This is a genomic window from Streptomyces nigrescens (assembly GCF_027626975.1).
Classification (GTDB): Bacteria; Actinomycetota; Actinomycetes; order Streptomycetales; family Streptomycetaceae; genus Streptomyces; species Streptomyces nigrescens.
Map to the genome: position 1 here is coordinate 9,121,728 of NZ_CP114203.1, position 16,165 is coordinate 9,137,892.

The following is a 16,165-nucleotide window of genomic DNA, read 5'->3' on the forward strand; positions in this document are numbered from 1 at the left end:
GGCTCGTGCCGGCCCACCGGACAGGCCCTCACCGCGGCCCCCGCTCCCGTACGCCCTGGTCCCGGCAAGACGGCCCCTCAGCCCGCCGCCTGCTCCCTCGTCAGTGGCAGGCGGCGCAGCCAGTGTTCCTCGGTGCTCCAGCCGAGGAAACGGCGGGCCCGGCCGCCGAGCGCCGTCCCGTCGTCGGCGAAGCTTCCGCCGGCCGCGACCAGGTGCAGCCCGGCCAGGGCGGGTGCGAGCCGGGCGGCGACATGCGCCGGGTGACGGGCCGTCTCCTCGTCCAGGCCGGCGAGCAGCCGTGTCTGCTCGGCGGGCGGGCACAGCGCGAGGAAGAAGATCAGCTGCCGCCATGCGTACGCCGCGTCCTTGATGGTGGCCAGGGGCCGCGGGTTGTGGTGCACCCGGGCCACCAGCCGGCAGACCGTACGGAAGCAGCGACCGGCCAGATCCTCCCAGCCGGGCTCCGGGGCGATGCCCACCTGGCGCACCAGCGTCGCCAGATTGTGCGTGGTGAGGATCTGCGCCTGCTCGATCACCTTGCCGTTCGCCGCCACCGAGCTCCGCCCGGACGCCCCGGCCCGCGCGGTGCACAGCCGCGCGAACTGCGGGGAGGTACGCGGCCGGTAGGCGCGGGTCAGTGCCTCTCCCGCCTCGGCGATCGCCAGATTGCGGATGGCCGCGTAGTCGATTCCGTAGTAGCGCTCGTACAGCGTGCCGCGCAGCAGCTCGCCCGCGATTCTCGCGGCCGTGAGGAACTTCGGGCTGAAGGTGCCCATGAAGATGTCCGCCGCCAGCTCCTCGACCATCGGCGCACCGAGGTCGGCCTGGCGGGCCAGCACACCGAGTTCGCGGACCAGCGGGTTGGGCAGCAGCGTGCCGGGAAATCCCTGCACGGCCAGCTCGCCCAGCTGCCGCAGCGCGTCATGCGCGCCCTCCTGCGCCGCCTCGTCGCCCCGCTGCCCGGACACCGCCCGTACCCAGGGCAGCTCCTCGACCCGTACCTGCCGCTCCAGATGGAGCAGCAACAGCGAACGGCGGTTACGGAACGCCCGGTAGTTCGCGGCCATCAGGGTCCGCAGCGCCTCGTCGGGAAAGCCCTGTGCGGTCGTGGCGGCGACCAGCTGGGGCACCAGCTCGGCCAGGACCTCGGCCGACGGCACCACGCCCCGCTCCACGAGGGTGCCGAGCGGAGCGCTCAGCGTCGCTTCGACCACCCCGCGGACCGACGCCGGAACCGGGGCTCCAACGGGCAGCCCTGTCTCCTGGTGTTCCCGCTCGGTCACCGCGACCACCAGCGGTTCCACCTCGGCCGCACCCACGTCCTGGGGGAGTTCGCCGAGCCGGCGGAGCACCAGCTGTGCCAGCGCGTGGTGCGAGGGGAGCGCCCCCTGTGCCGCCTGGCGGCCGCGCAGCGTCAAGTGCCGTGCGGATCCGGGCACCCCGCGACGCCGCACCATGGACGCGACGGCGTGCCGCAGCAGACCGAGCCGACGCGCATCGAGCGGACGCCCGGCGACGCTCTCCTCCAGCGCGCCGCGCAGGATGCCCAGGTTCTCCTTGGGGTCGCGGTGCTTTCCGCAGCGCGTATGGGCCGCAGCCAGCAGCCGGTAGCGGTGCAGGAGGGCGGCCCCCCGCTCGTACCAGCCCTCGTCCGGCGTGCGCGCGAGGACCCGTTCGCCCTCGGCGGTCTCCAGCCAGTGGACCAGCAGTTCGTCGGCGAACGGCTGCCAGACCGTGAGCGCTTCCCGCTGGGTCTCGACCGCCGCGTGGGGCCGCCGCCGCGCCAGGGTCCGGCCGGCGTCGGCGACCGTCCGGCGGTGCACCGCGCAGGCGTCCGGCGCGGGCGCGGCCGACGGCCGGGGGGTGAACCGCAGCCGGCCGGCGAACGGTTCCAGTACCTCGACGAGTTCCACCGCCTCGGTCACCTGCCCGGAGCGCACCAGCCAGGCGACGGTGAGCAGCGCGGCTTCCTCGGGTACCGACACCTCATAGCGCCCGTCGTCCAGCAGCGCGCCCAGGTCGGCCAGCCCGGCCTCGGTCAGCGCGTGCAGGAAGAGCGCCCGGCGGTCGGCCGGCACACCGGCCCGCCGCGCCGCCTCCTTCTCGTACGGCTGGAGCGGCCCACCGGCGCTCGCCTCACCGGTCGCGAAGCCGCCCCGGACGACCTCGGGGGTCACCCAGGCCGGAAGGCCGGCCACCGGAGTGCGCGAACCCACGGTCAATGAGCCGTCGGCCAGGCGGTCCAGGATTCCGCGCCAGCGGCGGGCCCGGTCCTCCGCGCGCTCGCGGGTTCCGGCGTCCTCGTGGGTCAGCGCCGTGACGAAGGCCTTCGCCAACTGGTCCCGCGCATAGGGCGGGATCCGGGTGAGGGGCTGCTGCTCAGCGTCGTCGTTCATAGCCGACGTGGCGGGTACCGCCCCCGCGCCCTCCGGGTCCAGAGCCCGGCGCTCTACTGCTGAGCTACACGTCGATGATCCGAGAGATTAGACGGATCCCCGCGGCCGTTCAAACGAATTTTCGACGGCGGGCCGGCGTGGGGCCGTACTCCCGGCCAGATCCGAACTCCCGCCCACATCCGGACTTCCGGCCTGACCCGGACTTCCGTCCTGACCCGGACTTCCTCCCGCATCCGGACTTCCGTCCTGACCTGGACTTCCGGCCTGATCCGGGCACTCGGGCCCGCCGTCCAGTGGGGCGCCGCCGCTTCGTAGACTCCTGTGCATGCTCCCCGGACGTACACCCGCCCCTGACGCCGCCATGTTCCGCTTCGGCAAGCAGCGGATGCGCCGGACCCTGCCCGGTGCCGTTGCCGGTCTCGCCCTCGCCCTCTCGATGCCGGTCGCCTGTGCCGTCCACGGATACGGCGTCGGCGCCTGGGTGTTCGCGGTGATCTGGTTCCTGGCGCTCGGCGCGGCCGGGGTGCTCATGGCGTGGGTCGGGTGGGGGGACCGCGACGCCTACCTGGCGTTCGACGCGACCGGTGTGTGGTGGTGGCACAACAAGACGACGCATGCGGTCATCCCGTGGGACGCGCTGGACGCCGTGGGCCTGTTCTGGTGCCACCAACGGCCGGACAACTCGGGCCACCGGCTGGTGAGTCTTGAGCTGTGTCCCACCGGCGGCGTCAAGGAACCGCAGGACCCGGCGCTGGCTCCGCTGTTCATCCAGGAACAGGCCGGCGTGGCGGGCGTACCCGACCGGCGCTACCGCATCGGCATCCCGGCCTTCGCCATCCGCCACTACGGCAACGAGCTGATCGACGCGGCCCGCTCCCGCGCCGCACACCGCTGGTTCGGCGAGCACGAGCGGCCCGCCGGTTACCTGCGCCCCCAGGACCTCATCAGCTAGGCCGTTTCTCTTCGATCACCGGCTGCCTTCCCACGTCCCCAAACCCGCACCACACCGGCCGCTCGGAAACCGGGTGCGGACTGCCGGTGCGGTGGTGTCTGATCGGGCGTATGGCGATTGCGTTGGGCAAGCCGGGAGTCGACGGGCTGGGCGAGGCTGTGGGCGTGCTGCGGGAGTGGCAGTACGACGGGGCGCCGATGCAACTGCATCCGGGGGACCTGGGCTGGTTCTGGCGGTTGGGTGCGGAAGCGACCGCCGCGGCGGTCAGGACGTGGAGCCGGGACGGACAGATTCTCGCCGTCGGGCTGTTGGACGGTCCCGGGCTGTTGCGGCTGACGATCGCGCCAGACGCTCAACGGGACGAGGAGCTGGCGCAGCAGTTGGTGGACGACGTGACCGAGCCGGCGCGCGGCGTACTGCCCGAGGGCAAGGTGAACATCGAGGCACCGACGGGTGCACTGGTCCAAGACCTGCTGTTCGAGGACGGCTGGAACGCCGACGAGCCGTGGACGCCGCTGCGCCGCGACCTCAGGGAGCCGGTGAAGGACCCAGGCGTGCGGATCGAGGTGGTCGGGCCCAAGCAGGCGCACGTGTTTGCCGCCGTACATAGGGCAGCGTTCGACGGGTCGAGGTTCACGGACGAGCGCTGGCACGCGATGGCGGCCGGATTGCCGTACGCCGACGCCCGGTGTCTGGTCGCGCACGACGACCAGGGCGACGCGGTGGCGGCGGTGACGGTGTGGTCGGCCGGTCCGGGAAGGCCCGGGTTGCTCGAACCGATGGGCGTGCACCGGGAACATCGCCGTCATGGCTACGGCGAGGCGATCACCGTCGCCGCGGCGGCCGCACTCCAGGAGCTGGGCTCGTCGAGCGCGAACGTCTGCACCCCGAGCTCCAATGCCGGTGCCGTCGCCACGTACACGTCAGCCGGCTTCCAGCAACGCCCCGAGGTCCGGGACCAATACCGGGACACCTATTGACGCGGGGCTGCCGCGGTCGAGCGCGGCGGTGACCGGACCGGATTGTCAGACCCTGCGGCTACGGTCTGTGGGCATGGACGAACTGTCACCGCACGCCGCGCAGTTGCGGGCCGCGATGGCCGGGCCGCAGCCCGATGCCGACTGGTCCGGCGGCATCTGGTCCGCCTGCGCACGACTGACGCCGGAGGAACTGGGCGCGCTTCTGCCCGCGGCCTACCGCACCCTCGCCGACGAGAGCGCCCCGGACCACGCCCGCCGTGTCGCCCGCGAAGTGACCTGGGCCAAGGTGCAGCCGTCCTTCACCGCCGCCGCTCTCACGGACCTCTATGCCGCGCTGGCCGAGTCACCGCGGCCCACCGATGTGCGCCATGCGGCCGGGGCGTTGCTGCGCTGCACGGAGCCATGGGACCAGGAAGCGCTGGCGGAGTATGCCGCCCTCCTGGTCCGGACGGCCGGGCCGAAGGCCGACCGGGTCGCCGACGCCGCGCTGGCCGTGGCCGTGCTGGCCGGTCCGGCGGTGGAGGAGGAACTCATCGCCCGTCTGCGTGTGCTGTACGCCGACAGCCCGCTGCGGCTCGCGGAGCTGGAGGTGATGCTCGCAACCGGCCCCCGGGAGCGGGCGATGCTCGCCGAGGACCAGCGGTACGGGCCCCAGGCGGGTGACTGGCCGCCACTGCCGGAGCGGGACGCGGAGCCGTCCGAGGCGCTGCATACCGAGCTCGCCCGGCACGCCCTGCGCACCGCGGCCGACCATCTCGCCGCCCTTCATGCCGGACAGATCCCCTACGCCGCCGACAAGGCCTTCACCCCGGCCGACACGGACACCCTCCGCCGCGCCGCCCGGCTGGCCCTGCGACGCGACGAGCCCTGGGCGGAGGAGGTCTTCGCCACCCTGCTGCCGCAGGTCGCCGTGGCGCCCACGAGCGCCAAGACCCTTCCCTCGCAGGGCGCCTGTATCGCCCTCGCGCAGGCCGTCGAGGCCTACCCGACGCCCGAGGCCATCGCCGCCCTGCGCGAAGCCCGCAGGGTCGTCCGGCATGCCGGCGTCAGCAAAAAACTCGACCGCCTCCTGCGCCGTGCCGAACGTCGTCTCGGCCGGCGGACCGAGGTCGCGCTCCGTCTCCCTGACCTCGGCTACGGCCCCGACGGAGTCCGGCGCATCCCCTGCGGCAGCTGCACCGCTGTGCTCACCGTCACCGATGAAGCCGCGCTGACCTGGGAAGATGCCGACGGATGCACGGTGAAGACGCTGCCGGCGCTGGTCCGGCGTGAGTACCCCGAAGAAGTCGCTTTCGTCCGCGACCTGTTGGCCAAGACCCGGGCTCAAGTGCGCACTCTGGCAATGGCGCTGGAGGGCGGTTACGCCGAGGGGACGGTCTATCGCTACGACCGCTGGCGGGCTGCGCTCGCCGGGCACCCCGTGGCCCGGGGGACCGCCCGTCGCCTGGTCTGGGAGGTCGAGTACGCGCCGGGTGCATGGCGGGCGGTGCTGCCCGCGGCCGGACCGCTGGACCTCCCCGAGCCCCCGCCCTCCGCAGCCGTCCGGCTCTGGCACCCCGCCCGGGCCTCTTCTGCCGAACGGCGGACCTGGCGCGACCGGATCGCCGCACGGCAACTGCGTCAGCCCTTCCGGCAGGTCTACCGGGAGCACTATCTGCCCGAGGAATCCGGTCACTCCACCACGATGTTCCGTGGCCACCTCGTCCGCATCGAAGCCGTCCTCGGCCTTGCCGTACGCCAGGGATGGAACATCGAGGACGAGGAACTCACCCTGTCCGTAGGAGAGATGAAGGCACGCTTCGGTATCGCCGGGAACCTCTACCCCGGCGCTTCGGGCTGGGCGGAGGCGCAGGACGTCTTCCTCCAGCGCGCCGACGGAGGCCCCCAGCCCCTGGCCGGCGTCGATGCCGTCCGGCTGTCGGAGATCCTGCGCTCCGTCGACCTCCTCATCAGCGCCGGCAGCTTCGCCTGGTGCGCCACCCACGCCCATGACCGCGACACCTGGCATACGCTGAACCGTCTCTACGACCAGCCGCTCGGCCGGACCGCACGACTGCGCCGGACGGCACTGCGCCGTGTCCTCGCCGAGCACATAGCCTCCGGCCGTCTCGAGTTGGGCGACCGCCACCTCCATCTGGACGGCTACGACATCCACCTGGCCACCGGCCGGGTGACCCGGGAGGGCGATCCGGTCGACATCGAACTGCCCACCGGCCGGTGCGCCGTCCCACTGCCCTTCCTGCCGTACGACGAACCGCTGTTGGAGCGGGTCGTCCACACGGTGAGCCACCTCCTGGAGAAGGGCCCCGTTCCGCACCGGTAGCGGAGTGGCTGAGCCTGTCCGTGGCCCTGTCCGGGGTGACGAGGGCGGCTGACCGGGCGGAGATCTCGGCGTTGCGGAACGGGCGGCAGCCTCGATGTGGCCGGTGCACAAGGCGTCCTTCCTGCGGGGAAGGAGATTTCCTCCTCAGAAGTGGAGCGTGATGAAACCGATAGCAAGCAATTCGTGAAGGGGATGTGAGAGTTGGTGTGATGCGTGGCACACTCCCCTCACCGGTCGCGAACGACGAGGGGGGCGAGCGGGGTGCAGCGGATTCCTGTGCGGTTCGGGGCGGAGTTACGCCGGCGAAGGATTGAAGCGGGGCTGTCGCTGGGAGAACTGGCGAGCCTGATCTGCTTTTCCAAAGGGCACTTGAGCAAGATCGAGCGTGGTGTGAAGGCGCCGAGCCACGATCTTGCACAGTTATGTGACAGCGCTCTCCATGCCGGCGGACAACTCAGCAGCCTGATTTCCGCACCCGAGCGCAGTACCACCGTGACGCCGATGACCGAGGCGGATGTCGGTACGCCCTGGACCTTGCGTATGCATGCCGGTGGTGAGAGCGACTTCGTGGCATTCGACCCTGCCTCGCCCGGTGGCGGGGGCCTGCCCTCCACCATTGTGAGTTGGTCTCTCGCGCCGCCTCTCCTCGAAAGCGGGGAGATGAATTCGGCATTGCCGTACTTCCGCAATGTCTTCGACGAGTTCCGCCGGCTGGGGCAGCTCTTCGGGCCGTCGGTGGTCGCCCAGCTCTGCATCGCGGCCACCAGCGCGCTGCGGGGCATGGCCCACCAGGCGCAGCCCGCCCACCGCGATGTCGTGCTCCGGCTCGCCTCCCGGTTCGCCGAGTACACCGGCTGGATGGCGCAGGAGGCGGGCAGCGACGCGGCGTCGCTGTGGTGGACCGAACAGGCGGTCCAGCTCGCCGCGGACGGCGGTGACGACGAGCTGGCCGCCTACGCCCTGATCCGACGGGCGGAACTGGCCCTGTACACCGGCGATTCGGTGGCCACCGTCCAGCTGGCGCGGCGGGCCGCACAGCAGGCCCGCAGCGTACGCATCCGCGGACTCGCCGCGCAGCGCGAGGCGCAGGGGCACGCGCTGGTGGGGGACCGCGACGCCTGCCGCCGGGCGCTCGACCGCGGCGCGGAGCTGACCGCCGGCGCGGCGCCGCCGGACGGTGCGGACCCGGTCCTCGGCAGTATCCATCTGCCGGATCTGACGGCCTTCGTCGCCGGCTGGTGCATGCACGACCTCGGTTCCCCGGGGGAGGCCGTTACTTTGCTCGGCGACGGTCTGGATGCCATTCCGCCGGAATCCCGCCGCGCCAGAGCCCGATATGGCGCCCGGCTGGCGCTTGCACTGGCGAACGTCGGGGAAATCGAACAGGCCTGTGCGATCGCGGAATTGGTCGCTTCTCATGTTGCCCTCATCGACTCGGCCACCATCCGCGCCGATCTTCTTCGCCTGAGTCGTGCACTCAATCGTTGGCCAAAGAATCCGACCGTCCGTCGGACCCTTCCGCACCTCGCGATCGGTCTGCACACCAACCGGACCGGTCCGGGAACTCCGGCCTGACTTCTCGACCACCGGCCCGCACTGCGCAGAAGGCCGCCCGAAGAACCGCACTCCCGCCGAACCCGTGGTGTTCCGTTGCCCGGCCAAAAGGCCGAGGGCAACGCGTTGACCACGCCTGAAACCCCTGTGAATCTCGGCTTCATCCCCCTGTGCCCGCGACAGCCCGAGTAACCCCGAAAGAACCCGGCTGCCGCAATCCACCGCTGTCCGCATGAGGAAAGGCAGAACAATCATGGCCGGAGTATTCATCAACTACCGGACCGGCGACGGCGCCGTAGCGGCTGTCCTGCTCGACGAGAAATTGAAGGATGTATTCGGCCCGGAGAACGTCTTCCGGGACCGCCGCACCACTGCGCCCGGCGCGCACTTTCCGCCCGAGCTGTGGCGCCACCTCGAAAGCTGCGGGGTCCTTCTCGTGCTCATCGGCCCGAACTGGCTCTCGCTGTGCGACACCGACGGCCGGCGCCGCATCGACGTACCGGGCGACTACGTCCACGACGAGATCCACCGTGCCCTCATGTGGCGCAAGACCGTCATCCCCGTGCTGATCGACTCAGCCGTGCTCCCGACCAAGGAACAACTGCCCGCCGATATCGCTGAGCTGACGGAACGCCAGTTCATGCAGCTGCGGGTGCCGTACGCCCATCTCGACCTCCCCGTCATCACGGAGGCACTGCGCAGCCACGTACCGGTGCGCAGGACGGACCCGCAGCCGGCACCTCCCGCGAGCGGCGCCGCGCAGCCCGGCTCGCACTCCACCTACAGCGGCTGCGCCGTGGTCAACAGCGGGAGCGGCAACGCCATCGTGAACGAGGACCGCAACGCACAGAGCGGAGGCCGACAGTGAGCGAGACCGAACCGGGCGGGCCGGAGGGAGCCGCGGAGGTGCCGGCCGAGGAGCCCGCAGCCGCCGCGGCGGAGCCGGCACAGCCCGCGGCCGAAGCCCCGGAGCCGGGCTCGGCCGCACCGTCCGACGGCACCGAGGCCACCGGTGCGGGCGCCCCGGACGGCCCCGCAGCGGCCCTGACCGGCGACAGCCGGCCGTCGGCCCAGGACACCGCCCGGTCAGCTCCCCGCCGGGAAACCGGCGACGGCGGCGACTTCACCCGCTACCAGCAGGCCCGGCAGCAGAACGCCCTGAACAAGCTCAAGCGCAGTGCGGTCGCCAACGGCAGCGGCTCCGCCTTCTACGCCGAGCAGCTGACCCTCGGCGGCGACAGCGGCGTCGAGATCCAGGTGCTGAGCGTCTCCTCGCTGACCGTCGCCCAACAACTGGACTCCCATCAGGACGTCGACCAGCAGTCACAGATGGCCGCCCGGCTCGCGGCACAGCACATCCTGGTGCTCGCCGGGCAGCCGGGCAGCGGCCGTCAGTCCACGGCGCTGACACTGCTCGCCGGCTGCTGCCCCGACGACCGCATCAAGATCCTGCACAGCGAGGCCCAGGGCATCCTGCAGACGCTGTGCCAACGCGCCGACGACCTGCTCACCCCCGGTGGCTTCGTGGTGGACCTGGACGATCAGCCGCTGAAGCTGTCGACGCTGGAGACACTCGGCCATCTCGCCCGCAAACACCGCGCCTTCCTCGTCATCATCGGCGAGCTGGGCAGGGTGGACCCCGACCGACTGCGGCCGCACGCCTTCGAGCACCGGCGTCCGGCCGTCGGCAAGGTCCTGGCGGTACATCTGCGCAGGCTGCTCGCGGGGCACCCCGGAGCATGCCCGCACCAGGACTGCACCACCGAGCACACCACGGCGTTCACCGCCCGGATGCTGGACTCCCAGCAGGTGCAGCGCACCCTCGACGGGGCGCCGTCCGTACGCAGCGTCGTGGAGTTCGCCGAGGTCCTGGCACAGAGCATCCACGCGGAGGACACCAGCCTCGGTGACGTCATCGGCCAGTGGCGCGACCGGCTGCGCCGCCTGGCAAAACAACTGCTGCAGGTCCCCGCCGAGACCTCGCACGGCCCGGTGCTGGATCCGCACCGCCAGGCGTTCCGTATCGCCTACGCGTTCTTCCACGGCCACCCGCTCTCCGATGTCTTCGAAGCGGGCGAAGTCCTCAGCGCGACCGTGCTGCCGCGCTACGAGACCCGTGAACCGGCACCCACCAACCATGTCTTCGAGCGGGAACTGGACCAGCTGATCCCCCAGGAGATGCGCGCCTCCGGGGACGCCATGTCCGGCGGCCGCACCGACGACAACCCCCGGTGTGCCCGGCTGGTGGACGAAGAGCTGATGCACGCCGTCATCGAGGTCGTCTGGCACGACTACGACAGTCTGCGCGATCCCTTGCGCGAGTGGCTGACGGCGCTGGTCGCCGGGCCGCTGGAGCGGATCCGGGTACGGGCCGCGCACATCGCCGGGATTCTGCTCAGCCATGACTTCGACAGCGTCTACCGGGACCTGATCCGGCACTGGGCCCGGAAGTCCGCCGCCTATCGGCAGTCCGCCGCGCTCGCCCTGGAGATGGCCGCCCACGACCCCCGGATGGTGGGCCGGGTACGGGCCCAGATCAGAAGCTGGCTGAGCAGCCCCCGGTGGGAGTTCCAGGACAGCGCGGCCCGGGCGTACGGCACCCTCGTCGGCGCCCAGGACGTCCCGGACACCCTCTGGGCATTGCGCGAACTGGGCACCCGGCCGGAGCTGGCCTTCAGCAGCTCGGTGGCCTTCTCGATGTCCTGGCTCTACCTCGCCGGCGCCCCGGGCCCGACCGCCGACGCCCTGGACCGCTGGATCACCTCGGACAACGACCATCTGACCAAGCACGCCATCCGCACCCTGCTGATCCTCAGCCGCTACGGCGCCGGCCCGGACCGCCGCGACCGGCCCGTCCTCGCCGATACCGCCATGACCGACCAGGACCGTGCCGACGCCCTGGTCCGCCTGTGGCGCCACGCCCTGATGGGGCAGGACAGCTCGACCCGCGCATGGGACCTGCTGCGGCGCTGGCTGCTCGCGGGCGACGCGGACAAAGAGCTGGCCGCCTTCCTGGAGGTCCTCGTCCCGCGCATCTGCGCCCGGCCGCTGTCCCTCCGCGCCGGCTTCTACCTCGCCATGTGGGCCGGCCGGCACCCGGACTCGCGCACCATTCGCCAGCTCCGGGACCAGCCCCCCAAAGAGGGCGCCGCTTCCGGCTCCGCGTCCTGACGACACCCCGTACGAAGAGGAGAGAGACCATGGCAGAGCGCAAAGGACTCCGCACCAGGCTGCGCAGCTGGTGGCGGCGGGTCACGGGCAAGGGCGGTACGGCGCCCGACGGCGCCCCGGAGACCGTCGACGAGCCGGACGGTGAGGACACCTCGCCGCTCGGGCAGGCGGCACAGGCCGAGGTGGGCGTGGAACTGCCGCCCGTCGAGGAGACGCTGTCGGTGGCGGCCGACGGCGATGTGTTCGCCTTCGAACTCGTCCCGCACTTCCGCTGGAGCAGCCGGGAGATGACGCTGGACGTCCTGCGGGAGCGCGCGGCGCTCCACGAGGAGGCGGCCCGCGGCAAGCTGCTGCGCCGCGCCTGGTCCGTCGCCCGCGCCTGCGATCCCGGCGATCCGGTGGCCGCGGAGAAGGCCGTCAACAAGGAGCTGCGCGGCGGCTGGTGTTACCACGACGAGAAGGGCCTCATCCGCTGCCGCCCCTCGGTGCGGATGCGGATCGACCCGGCGCTGCGTGAGCATGTGCTGCCCTTCCACCTCGCCGAAGTGCGGATGGAGAAGGAGCACCACCTGGGCAAACTCAAGGCGGACCAGGTGAAGGAACTCACCGAGCGCTGGCTGCGGGTGATGAGCGAACTGGAGCTCCTCGGCACCCTCGGCGCGGCCGAGCGGCGGCTCTTGGTGCCCTTCGCCGCGGCACTCGCCGACGAGGACTTCTTCAAGGTCATGCAGGCGCTCAAGAACACCCGCCGCAACGGGGCCGAGGCGCTCGCCGACGTCCTCACGGCGGCGACCAAGCACCACGAGCAGGTGGGCCTGTTCGAGTACGCCAACGCCTACGACAAGGCATTGAGCGAATTCTGCCGCCAGATGGGACTGAGCCCCTTCTCGTGGGTGGACACCGTGGGCGATGTCGAGGAGCTGGCACCGTGAACTCCGCAGACATAGCAGCGGCCCGGGCGGTCCGCCGTCGGGCAACGCCCACGATCGCCGGCGCCCTGGGAGCTGCCCTGATGGCGGGCCTCCTCGGCGCATGCGGCGAGGCACCACGCCTGGACGCCTGCGCCTGGATGAAGCGCCCCGTCGACACCGCGGGCCGTACGGTCGTCCTCGTCGACGGCTCCACCTCCGTGAGCGGCTCGGCCGGAGCCCGTGACTACGCCCACAGCATCGGCGCTCTGCTCACCTCGGTGGTCGAGCGCAAGGACACGGTCTCGGTCGGCAGCTTCAGCGGCGACTCGGCGCAGATCACCTGGATCGCCAAGGACCGCTCGGCCGACTGGGTCAAGGACAACCACAACGAGATCAATCAGAAGGAGCGGAAGCAACAAGCGGTCAGCTGTCTGACCGACCTGGTGGACAAGGCCGGGCGAGCCGTTCCCCGCAGCGGCGGCAGCAATGTCCTCGCGGCCCTCACGGCCGGAGCGTCCTCGCTGGAGGGCGCAGCCGGCCGCCGCAGCCTGGTCGTCCTGACCGACGGGCTCTCCACCACGGGCTGCGCCGATCTGCGCGCGGCCGCCTTCCGGGACAAGAGCGAGATCAAGGCCATCACCCGGGTCTGCGCCGCCCGGGACGAGACACCGTCCCTGACCGGGGTGCATCTCACACTCGCCGGGCTGGGCCAGCCGGCCACCGGCCAGCCCGCCCCCACGGCGGCCCAGCGGACCTGGCTGAGCAACCTGTGGCGGGCGCTGTGCGGTGCGGGAAAGAAGGCCGCTCCCGGTACCTCCTGCACCCTCGCCCCCACCGCCATCGGCACGGCGGAACGGAGCAAGCCGCGGAAGAAGCCGCCCCAGGACCCGGCCGTCCGTTACGCACAGGACCGCCCGGAGACCTACGAACTCCCCGGCGCGGCGCTCTTCGACACCAACTCGTCCACCGTCCGCCCCCAGGCCATGCCCCTGCTCAACGATGTCGCGGTCAGCGCCCGTACCACCCCCGGCAGCAGGGTCGTCGTCTCCGGCTATGTCGACCCGCGCGGCCGGCCGGACAACAACCACCGGCTGTCGCAGGCGCGCGCGGACGCGGTGAAGGACGTCCTGACCGGACTCGGGGTGCAGCGGGTGACGGCACACGGCCGCGGCCTGCCGACGGGCTGCGCGAAACCGGACCACACCGCGGGGGGCCGGATGACCGCCGAGGACAAGCTGCAGTGCGACCGGCGCGTCGACATCGAAATCACCAGGAAGTGAGGGCGGCGGGCAGCGATGAACACCACCAACGGAAAGAACCGGGCAGGGCCTGCCGCCCGCTATCAGTCGGCGGTCGACTGCCCCGGCAGTGACCCCGCCTTCGTCGAACTGGACGTCAGGAAGCGGCCGTCCGCCAGGCCCGTGGACCAGACCGACAGCCGGGAACAGGCCGCTCTCATGCGGGCCTTCACCGACGCCAACACCGCGCTGACCGCGGCGCAGCCGGGACTCGGCACCGCGGCCACCGAGGTCGCCCGGAGCTTCCAGGAGGCCCGGACAACCATCGAAGCGGCCGAGCGGTTCGTCGTCGCCCGGTCGTCCCAGCAGGCCCAGGAGCGCATCGGGGAACTGCGTACCCGCCATGCCCAGGACGGACCGGAGAGCCTGCGCCGCCGGCCGGTGCTCTGGCGGCGTCTGCTGTGGCCCACCCTGGTGGCCTGCGTGTCCTTCGACACGATGTTCATCGGCACTCTGATGCAGCGGTTCTTCGGACTGGGAGAGACCGAACTCGGCTACTACCTCGCCTACTTGCCCGGCTTCGGCGTCGCCGTCTGCCTGCTGGCCGCGGGCAGTCTCCTTGCCGAGTCCGTCTTCCGGCGGCGTACCCGTACGGCCCGCACGCTGGAGCGGACACGCCGCGGTCCGGTCGCGGCCCTGCGCGAAGCGCTCTGGCCCAGGAGCCCGCGTACGGAACGGCGGAAGGCCGGCGAACTGCCCTGGCCCAATGCGGCCGGGCCGGTGCTCTTCACTCTGGCCATCCTCACCATGGTCGGCATCTGGGCGCGGATGCGCGCGGCCGGCGCGGTGCGCGAGCATGTGGATCTGGCGCCGGACCAGAGCGCCGTCGTCATCCTCACACTGGTGCTCAGCACCGCCGCGATCGTGGTCAAGGTGCTCGCCCACAACCCCTGCGCCGACAGCGACCAGGAGGCCCGGCGAGCCGTCGTCGACGCGGAGCAGCAGGGCAGGAAGCTGCTGGGGGCGGCGCGGCGCAGCCTGGTGGCGCACGCCGAGACATGGTGGCGACTGCGGTCCACCGTGGAGACGGCGGCGAGCGACGCCCACCGTACGCTCGACGAGGCATGCATCCGTATCGTCGAGGAGCGCGCCCGTACCGGCGTGGCCGGCAGCTATGACCTTCCGCTGACCGCACCCGCCTGGCCCTACCCCACCTCCGCACGCAACGGTGCCCGCCCGCCCACCGGAGACCGGGCGCCCGCCCGCCCCACACCTCCCCGGGCCCGCCTCGAACTCCTCGACCACGCCTACCGGGTGCTCGAACGCTATGGCCCCGGTCAGCTCGAGGACCGCCTCAACGACCTCGCCGGCGACCTCAACACGCAGTTCCGTGCCTCGCCCGGACAGCCCGTGGAGGAGCAAGCGGGGACGACGAGCCCCGACGAGGACCGGGCTCCCGAAGCGGGTTCGGCCCCGGAGGACGTCCCGGCACCCGAGGGGGACCGAGCCCCTGAGGAGGACAGGGCACCTGAGGAGGACCGAGCCCCCGAGGGGGACAGGCCACCCGAGGAGGGCTGGGCATCCGAAGGGTCCTCGGCACCCGACCAGGCCGCCGCCCCGGAGCAGCCGCCCGGCGAGGGCCGGGCTCCCGGTGAGCCCCCGGCGGCACCCGCAAGGGAGCCCCGGGACGCCGGCACGGACAGCCGGCCGTCCGGGGAAGGAGGCCCGGCCTCATGACCACACAGCCGGGCCTCGGTCCGGACGAAGTGAAACATCTGGAATTCCTGCAGGCCGTGATCGCCCGCCACGCCAACACCTCGTTCCTGGTGAAGAGTTGGGCCATGACCGTCAGCGGCGCCTTCATCGCGGTGGCCACCCGCGGGCCGAGCTGGAAGACGGCCGCGGTCGCCCTGGGACTGGCAGCGGGGTTCTGGCTGCTCGACAGCTACTACCTCCGCCAGGAACGGAGATTCCGCGGTCTCTACGAGAAGGTCGCCGAGCGCGGGAGCCCGGGGGTGCCGCCCTTCAGCATGGACGCCGAGCAGCACGGCGGCCCCGTCCCCTGGCGTGCCGTGGCACTGTCCCGGACGATGCTGCTCTCCTACGGCGTCCTCGTCGCCATCGACACCATGACGGTCCTCTTCCTCGCCTGACCGCCGGCGGTCCCGCGCACGGGCGCCCCCGCGCCGCGGCTCACGTCCCCGCGGGCCGGACGGCGGTCCACGGCAGCAGCAGGCCGTCGCCCTCGGCGCGCGGGACGAGGTGGAGATGGAGATGGCGGACGGTCTGGGTGGCCGAGGGACCGCGTGAGGTGATCACATTGCAGTCCCCGGCCTCCGCCGCGAGTTCGGCGGCCCGCAGCATGGTGGCCGCGGACACCACCGGGTCCTCGGCGACATCGGCGACATGCACCCGGGGGATGACCAGCACATGCCCGGCGGTGACACCGCCATGGCGAGGCCGGATGGCGATGGTCTCCGGCCATTCGCGCAGCACCGTGGCCGGCGCCCGGCCGCACACGATGAGGCAGAAGGGACAGCCGGGCCGCCGGGGAGTCCGCGGACGCTGCGGACCGGTGTCCGGCGCCTCGCCGGCCACCTCGCGGAACTCCCCATAACTGACCATCGATCCTCCGCAGGG

The 16,165-nt window shown here is 71.9% G+C and carries 12 protein-coding genes and 1 tRNA gene; 10 read left to right on the plus strand and 3 right to left on the minus strand.

The genetic code is table 11. The features are described 5' to 3' along the window. Positions 1-77 precede the first annotated feature (77 nt). Together STRNI_RS39400 and STRNI_RS39405 are read right to left on the minus strand one after the other, a co-directional pair. Positions 78-2,396, minus strand: a complete 2,319-nt coding sequence (locus tag STRNI_RS39400) for a hypothetical protein (protein WP_277413017.1) — start codon at positions 2,394-2,396, stop codon at positions 78-80. 2 nt (positions 2,397-2,398) lie between these two features. Beyond that, a tRNA-Gln gene (locus STRNI_RS39405) sits at positions 2,399-2,470 on the minus strand. A 251-nt stretch (positions 2,471-2,721) separates the two neighbouring features. Between STRNI_RS39405 and STRNI_RS39410 the strand changes: the two genes are divergently transcribed. The 10 genes from STRNI_RS39410 (at position 2,722) to STRNI_RS39455 (ending at position 15,678) form a co-directional block, all read left to right on the plus strand. Continuing rightward, positions 2,722-3,348 carry a hypothetical protein gene (locus STRNI_RS39410; RefSeq protein ID WP_274732955.1) on the plus strand — a complete coding sequence of 209 codons (627 nt, stop codon included), beginning with the start codon at positions 2,722-2,724 and terminating at the stop codon, positions 3,346-3,348. 110 nt (positions 3,349-3,458) lie between these two features. Then, positions 3,459-4,328, plus strand: a complete 870-nt coding sequence (locus tag STRNI_RS39415; RefSeq protein ID WP_277413018.1) for a GNAT family N-acetyltransferase — start codon at positions 3,459-3,461, stop codon at positions 4,326-4,328. 73 nt (positions 4,329-4,401) lie between these two features. Then, on the plus strand, positions 4,402-6,651 hold the full coding sequence (locus STRNI_RS39420; RefSeq protein ID WP_277413019.1) for a DUF4132 domain-containing protein: 2,250 nt from the start codon (positions 4,402-4,404) through the stop codon (positions 6,649-6,651). A gap of 276 nt (positions 6,652-6,927) precedes the next feature. Beyond that, entirely contained in the window at positions 6,928-8,226 is a 1,299-nt protein-coding gene (locus tag STRNI_RS39425) for a helix-turn-helix domain-containing protein (RefSeq protein WP_274732949.1), read from the plus strand. Between the two features lie 232 nt (positions 8,227-8,458). Next, a complete protein-coding gene (locus tag STRNI_RS39430) occupies positions 8,459-9,073 on the plus strand; it encodes a toll/interleukin-1 receptor domain-containing protein (RefSeq protein WP_159491769.1) in 615 nt (204 codons plus the stop codon). Continuing rightward, positions 9,070-11,376: a hypothetical protein gene (locus tag STRNI_RS39435; RefSeq protein ID WP_277413020.1), complete on the plus strand. Its 2,307-nt coding sequence runs from the start codon at positions 9,070-9,072 to the stop codon at positions 11,374-11,376. The genes STRNI_RS39430 and STRNI_RS39435 overlap by 4 nt, the downstream gene beginning before the upstream one ends. 29 nt (positions 11,377-11,405) lie before the next feature. Continuing rightward, the gene (locus tag STRNI_RS39440; protein ID WP_277413021.1) at positions 11,406-12,308 is read left to right on the plus strand and encodes a hypothetical protein; all 903 of its coding nucleotides are present in this window, start codon (positions 11,406-11,408) and stop codon (positions 12,306-12,308) included. Further along, positions 12,305-13,567: an OmpA family protein gene (locus STRNI_RS39445; RefSeq protein ID WP_277413022.1), complete on the plus strand. Its 1,263-nt coding sequence runs from the start codon at positions 12,305-12,307 to the stop codon at positions 13,565-13,567. Before STRNI_RS39440 ends, STRNI_RS39445 begins: the two co-directional genes overlap by 4 nt. A 15-nt stretch (positions 13,568-13,582) precedes the next feature. Further along, positions 13,583-15,262, plus strand: coding sequence for an ICP22 family protein (locus tag STRNI_RS39450; RefSeq protein ID WP_277413023.1), 1,680 nt, complete (start codon positions 13,583-13,585; stop codon positions 15,260-15,262). Next, a complete protein-coding gene (locus tag STRNI_RS39455; RefSeq protein WP_148590150.1) occupies positions 15,259-15,678 on the plus strand; it encodes a hypothetical protein in 420 nt (139 codons plus the stop codon). Before STRNI_RS39450 ends, STRNI_RS39455 begins: the two co-directional genes overlap by 4 nt. A 40-nt stretch (positions 15,679-15,718) precedes the next feature. On the opposite strand, the gene STRNI_RS39460 is transcribed toward STRNI_RS39455, so the two are convergent. Continuing rightward, positions 15,719-16,150, minus strand: coding sequence for an HIT family protein (locus STRNI_RS39460; protein ID WP_159491779.1), 432 nt, complete (start codon positions 16,148-16,150; stop codon positions 15,719-15,721). Positions 16,151-16,165: the final 15 nt, after the last annotated feature.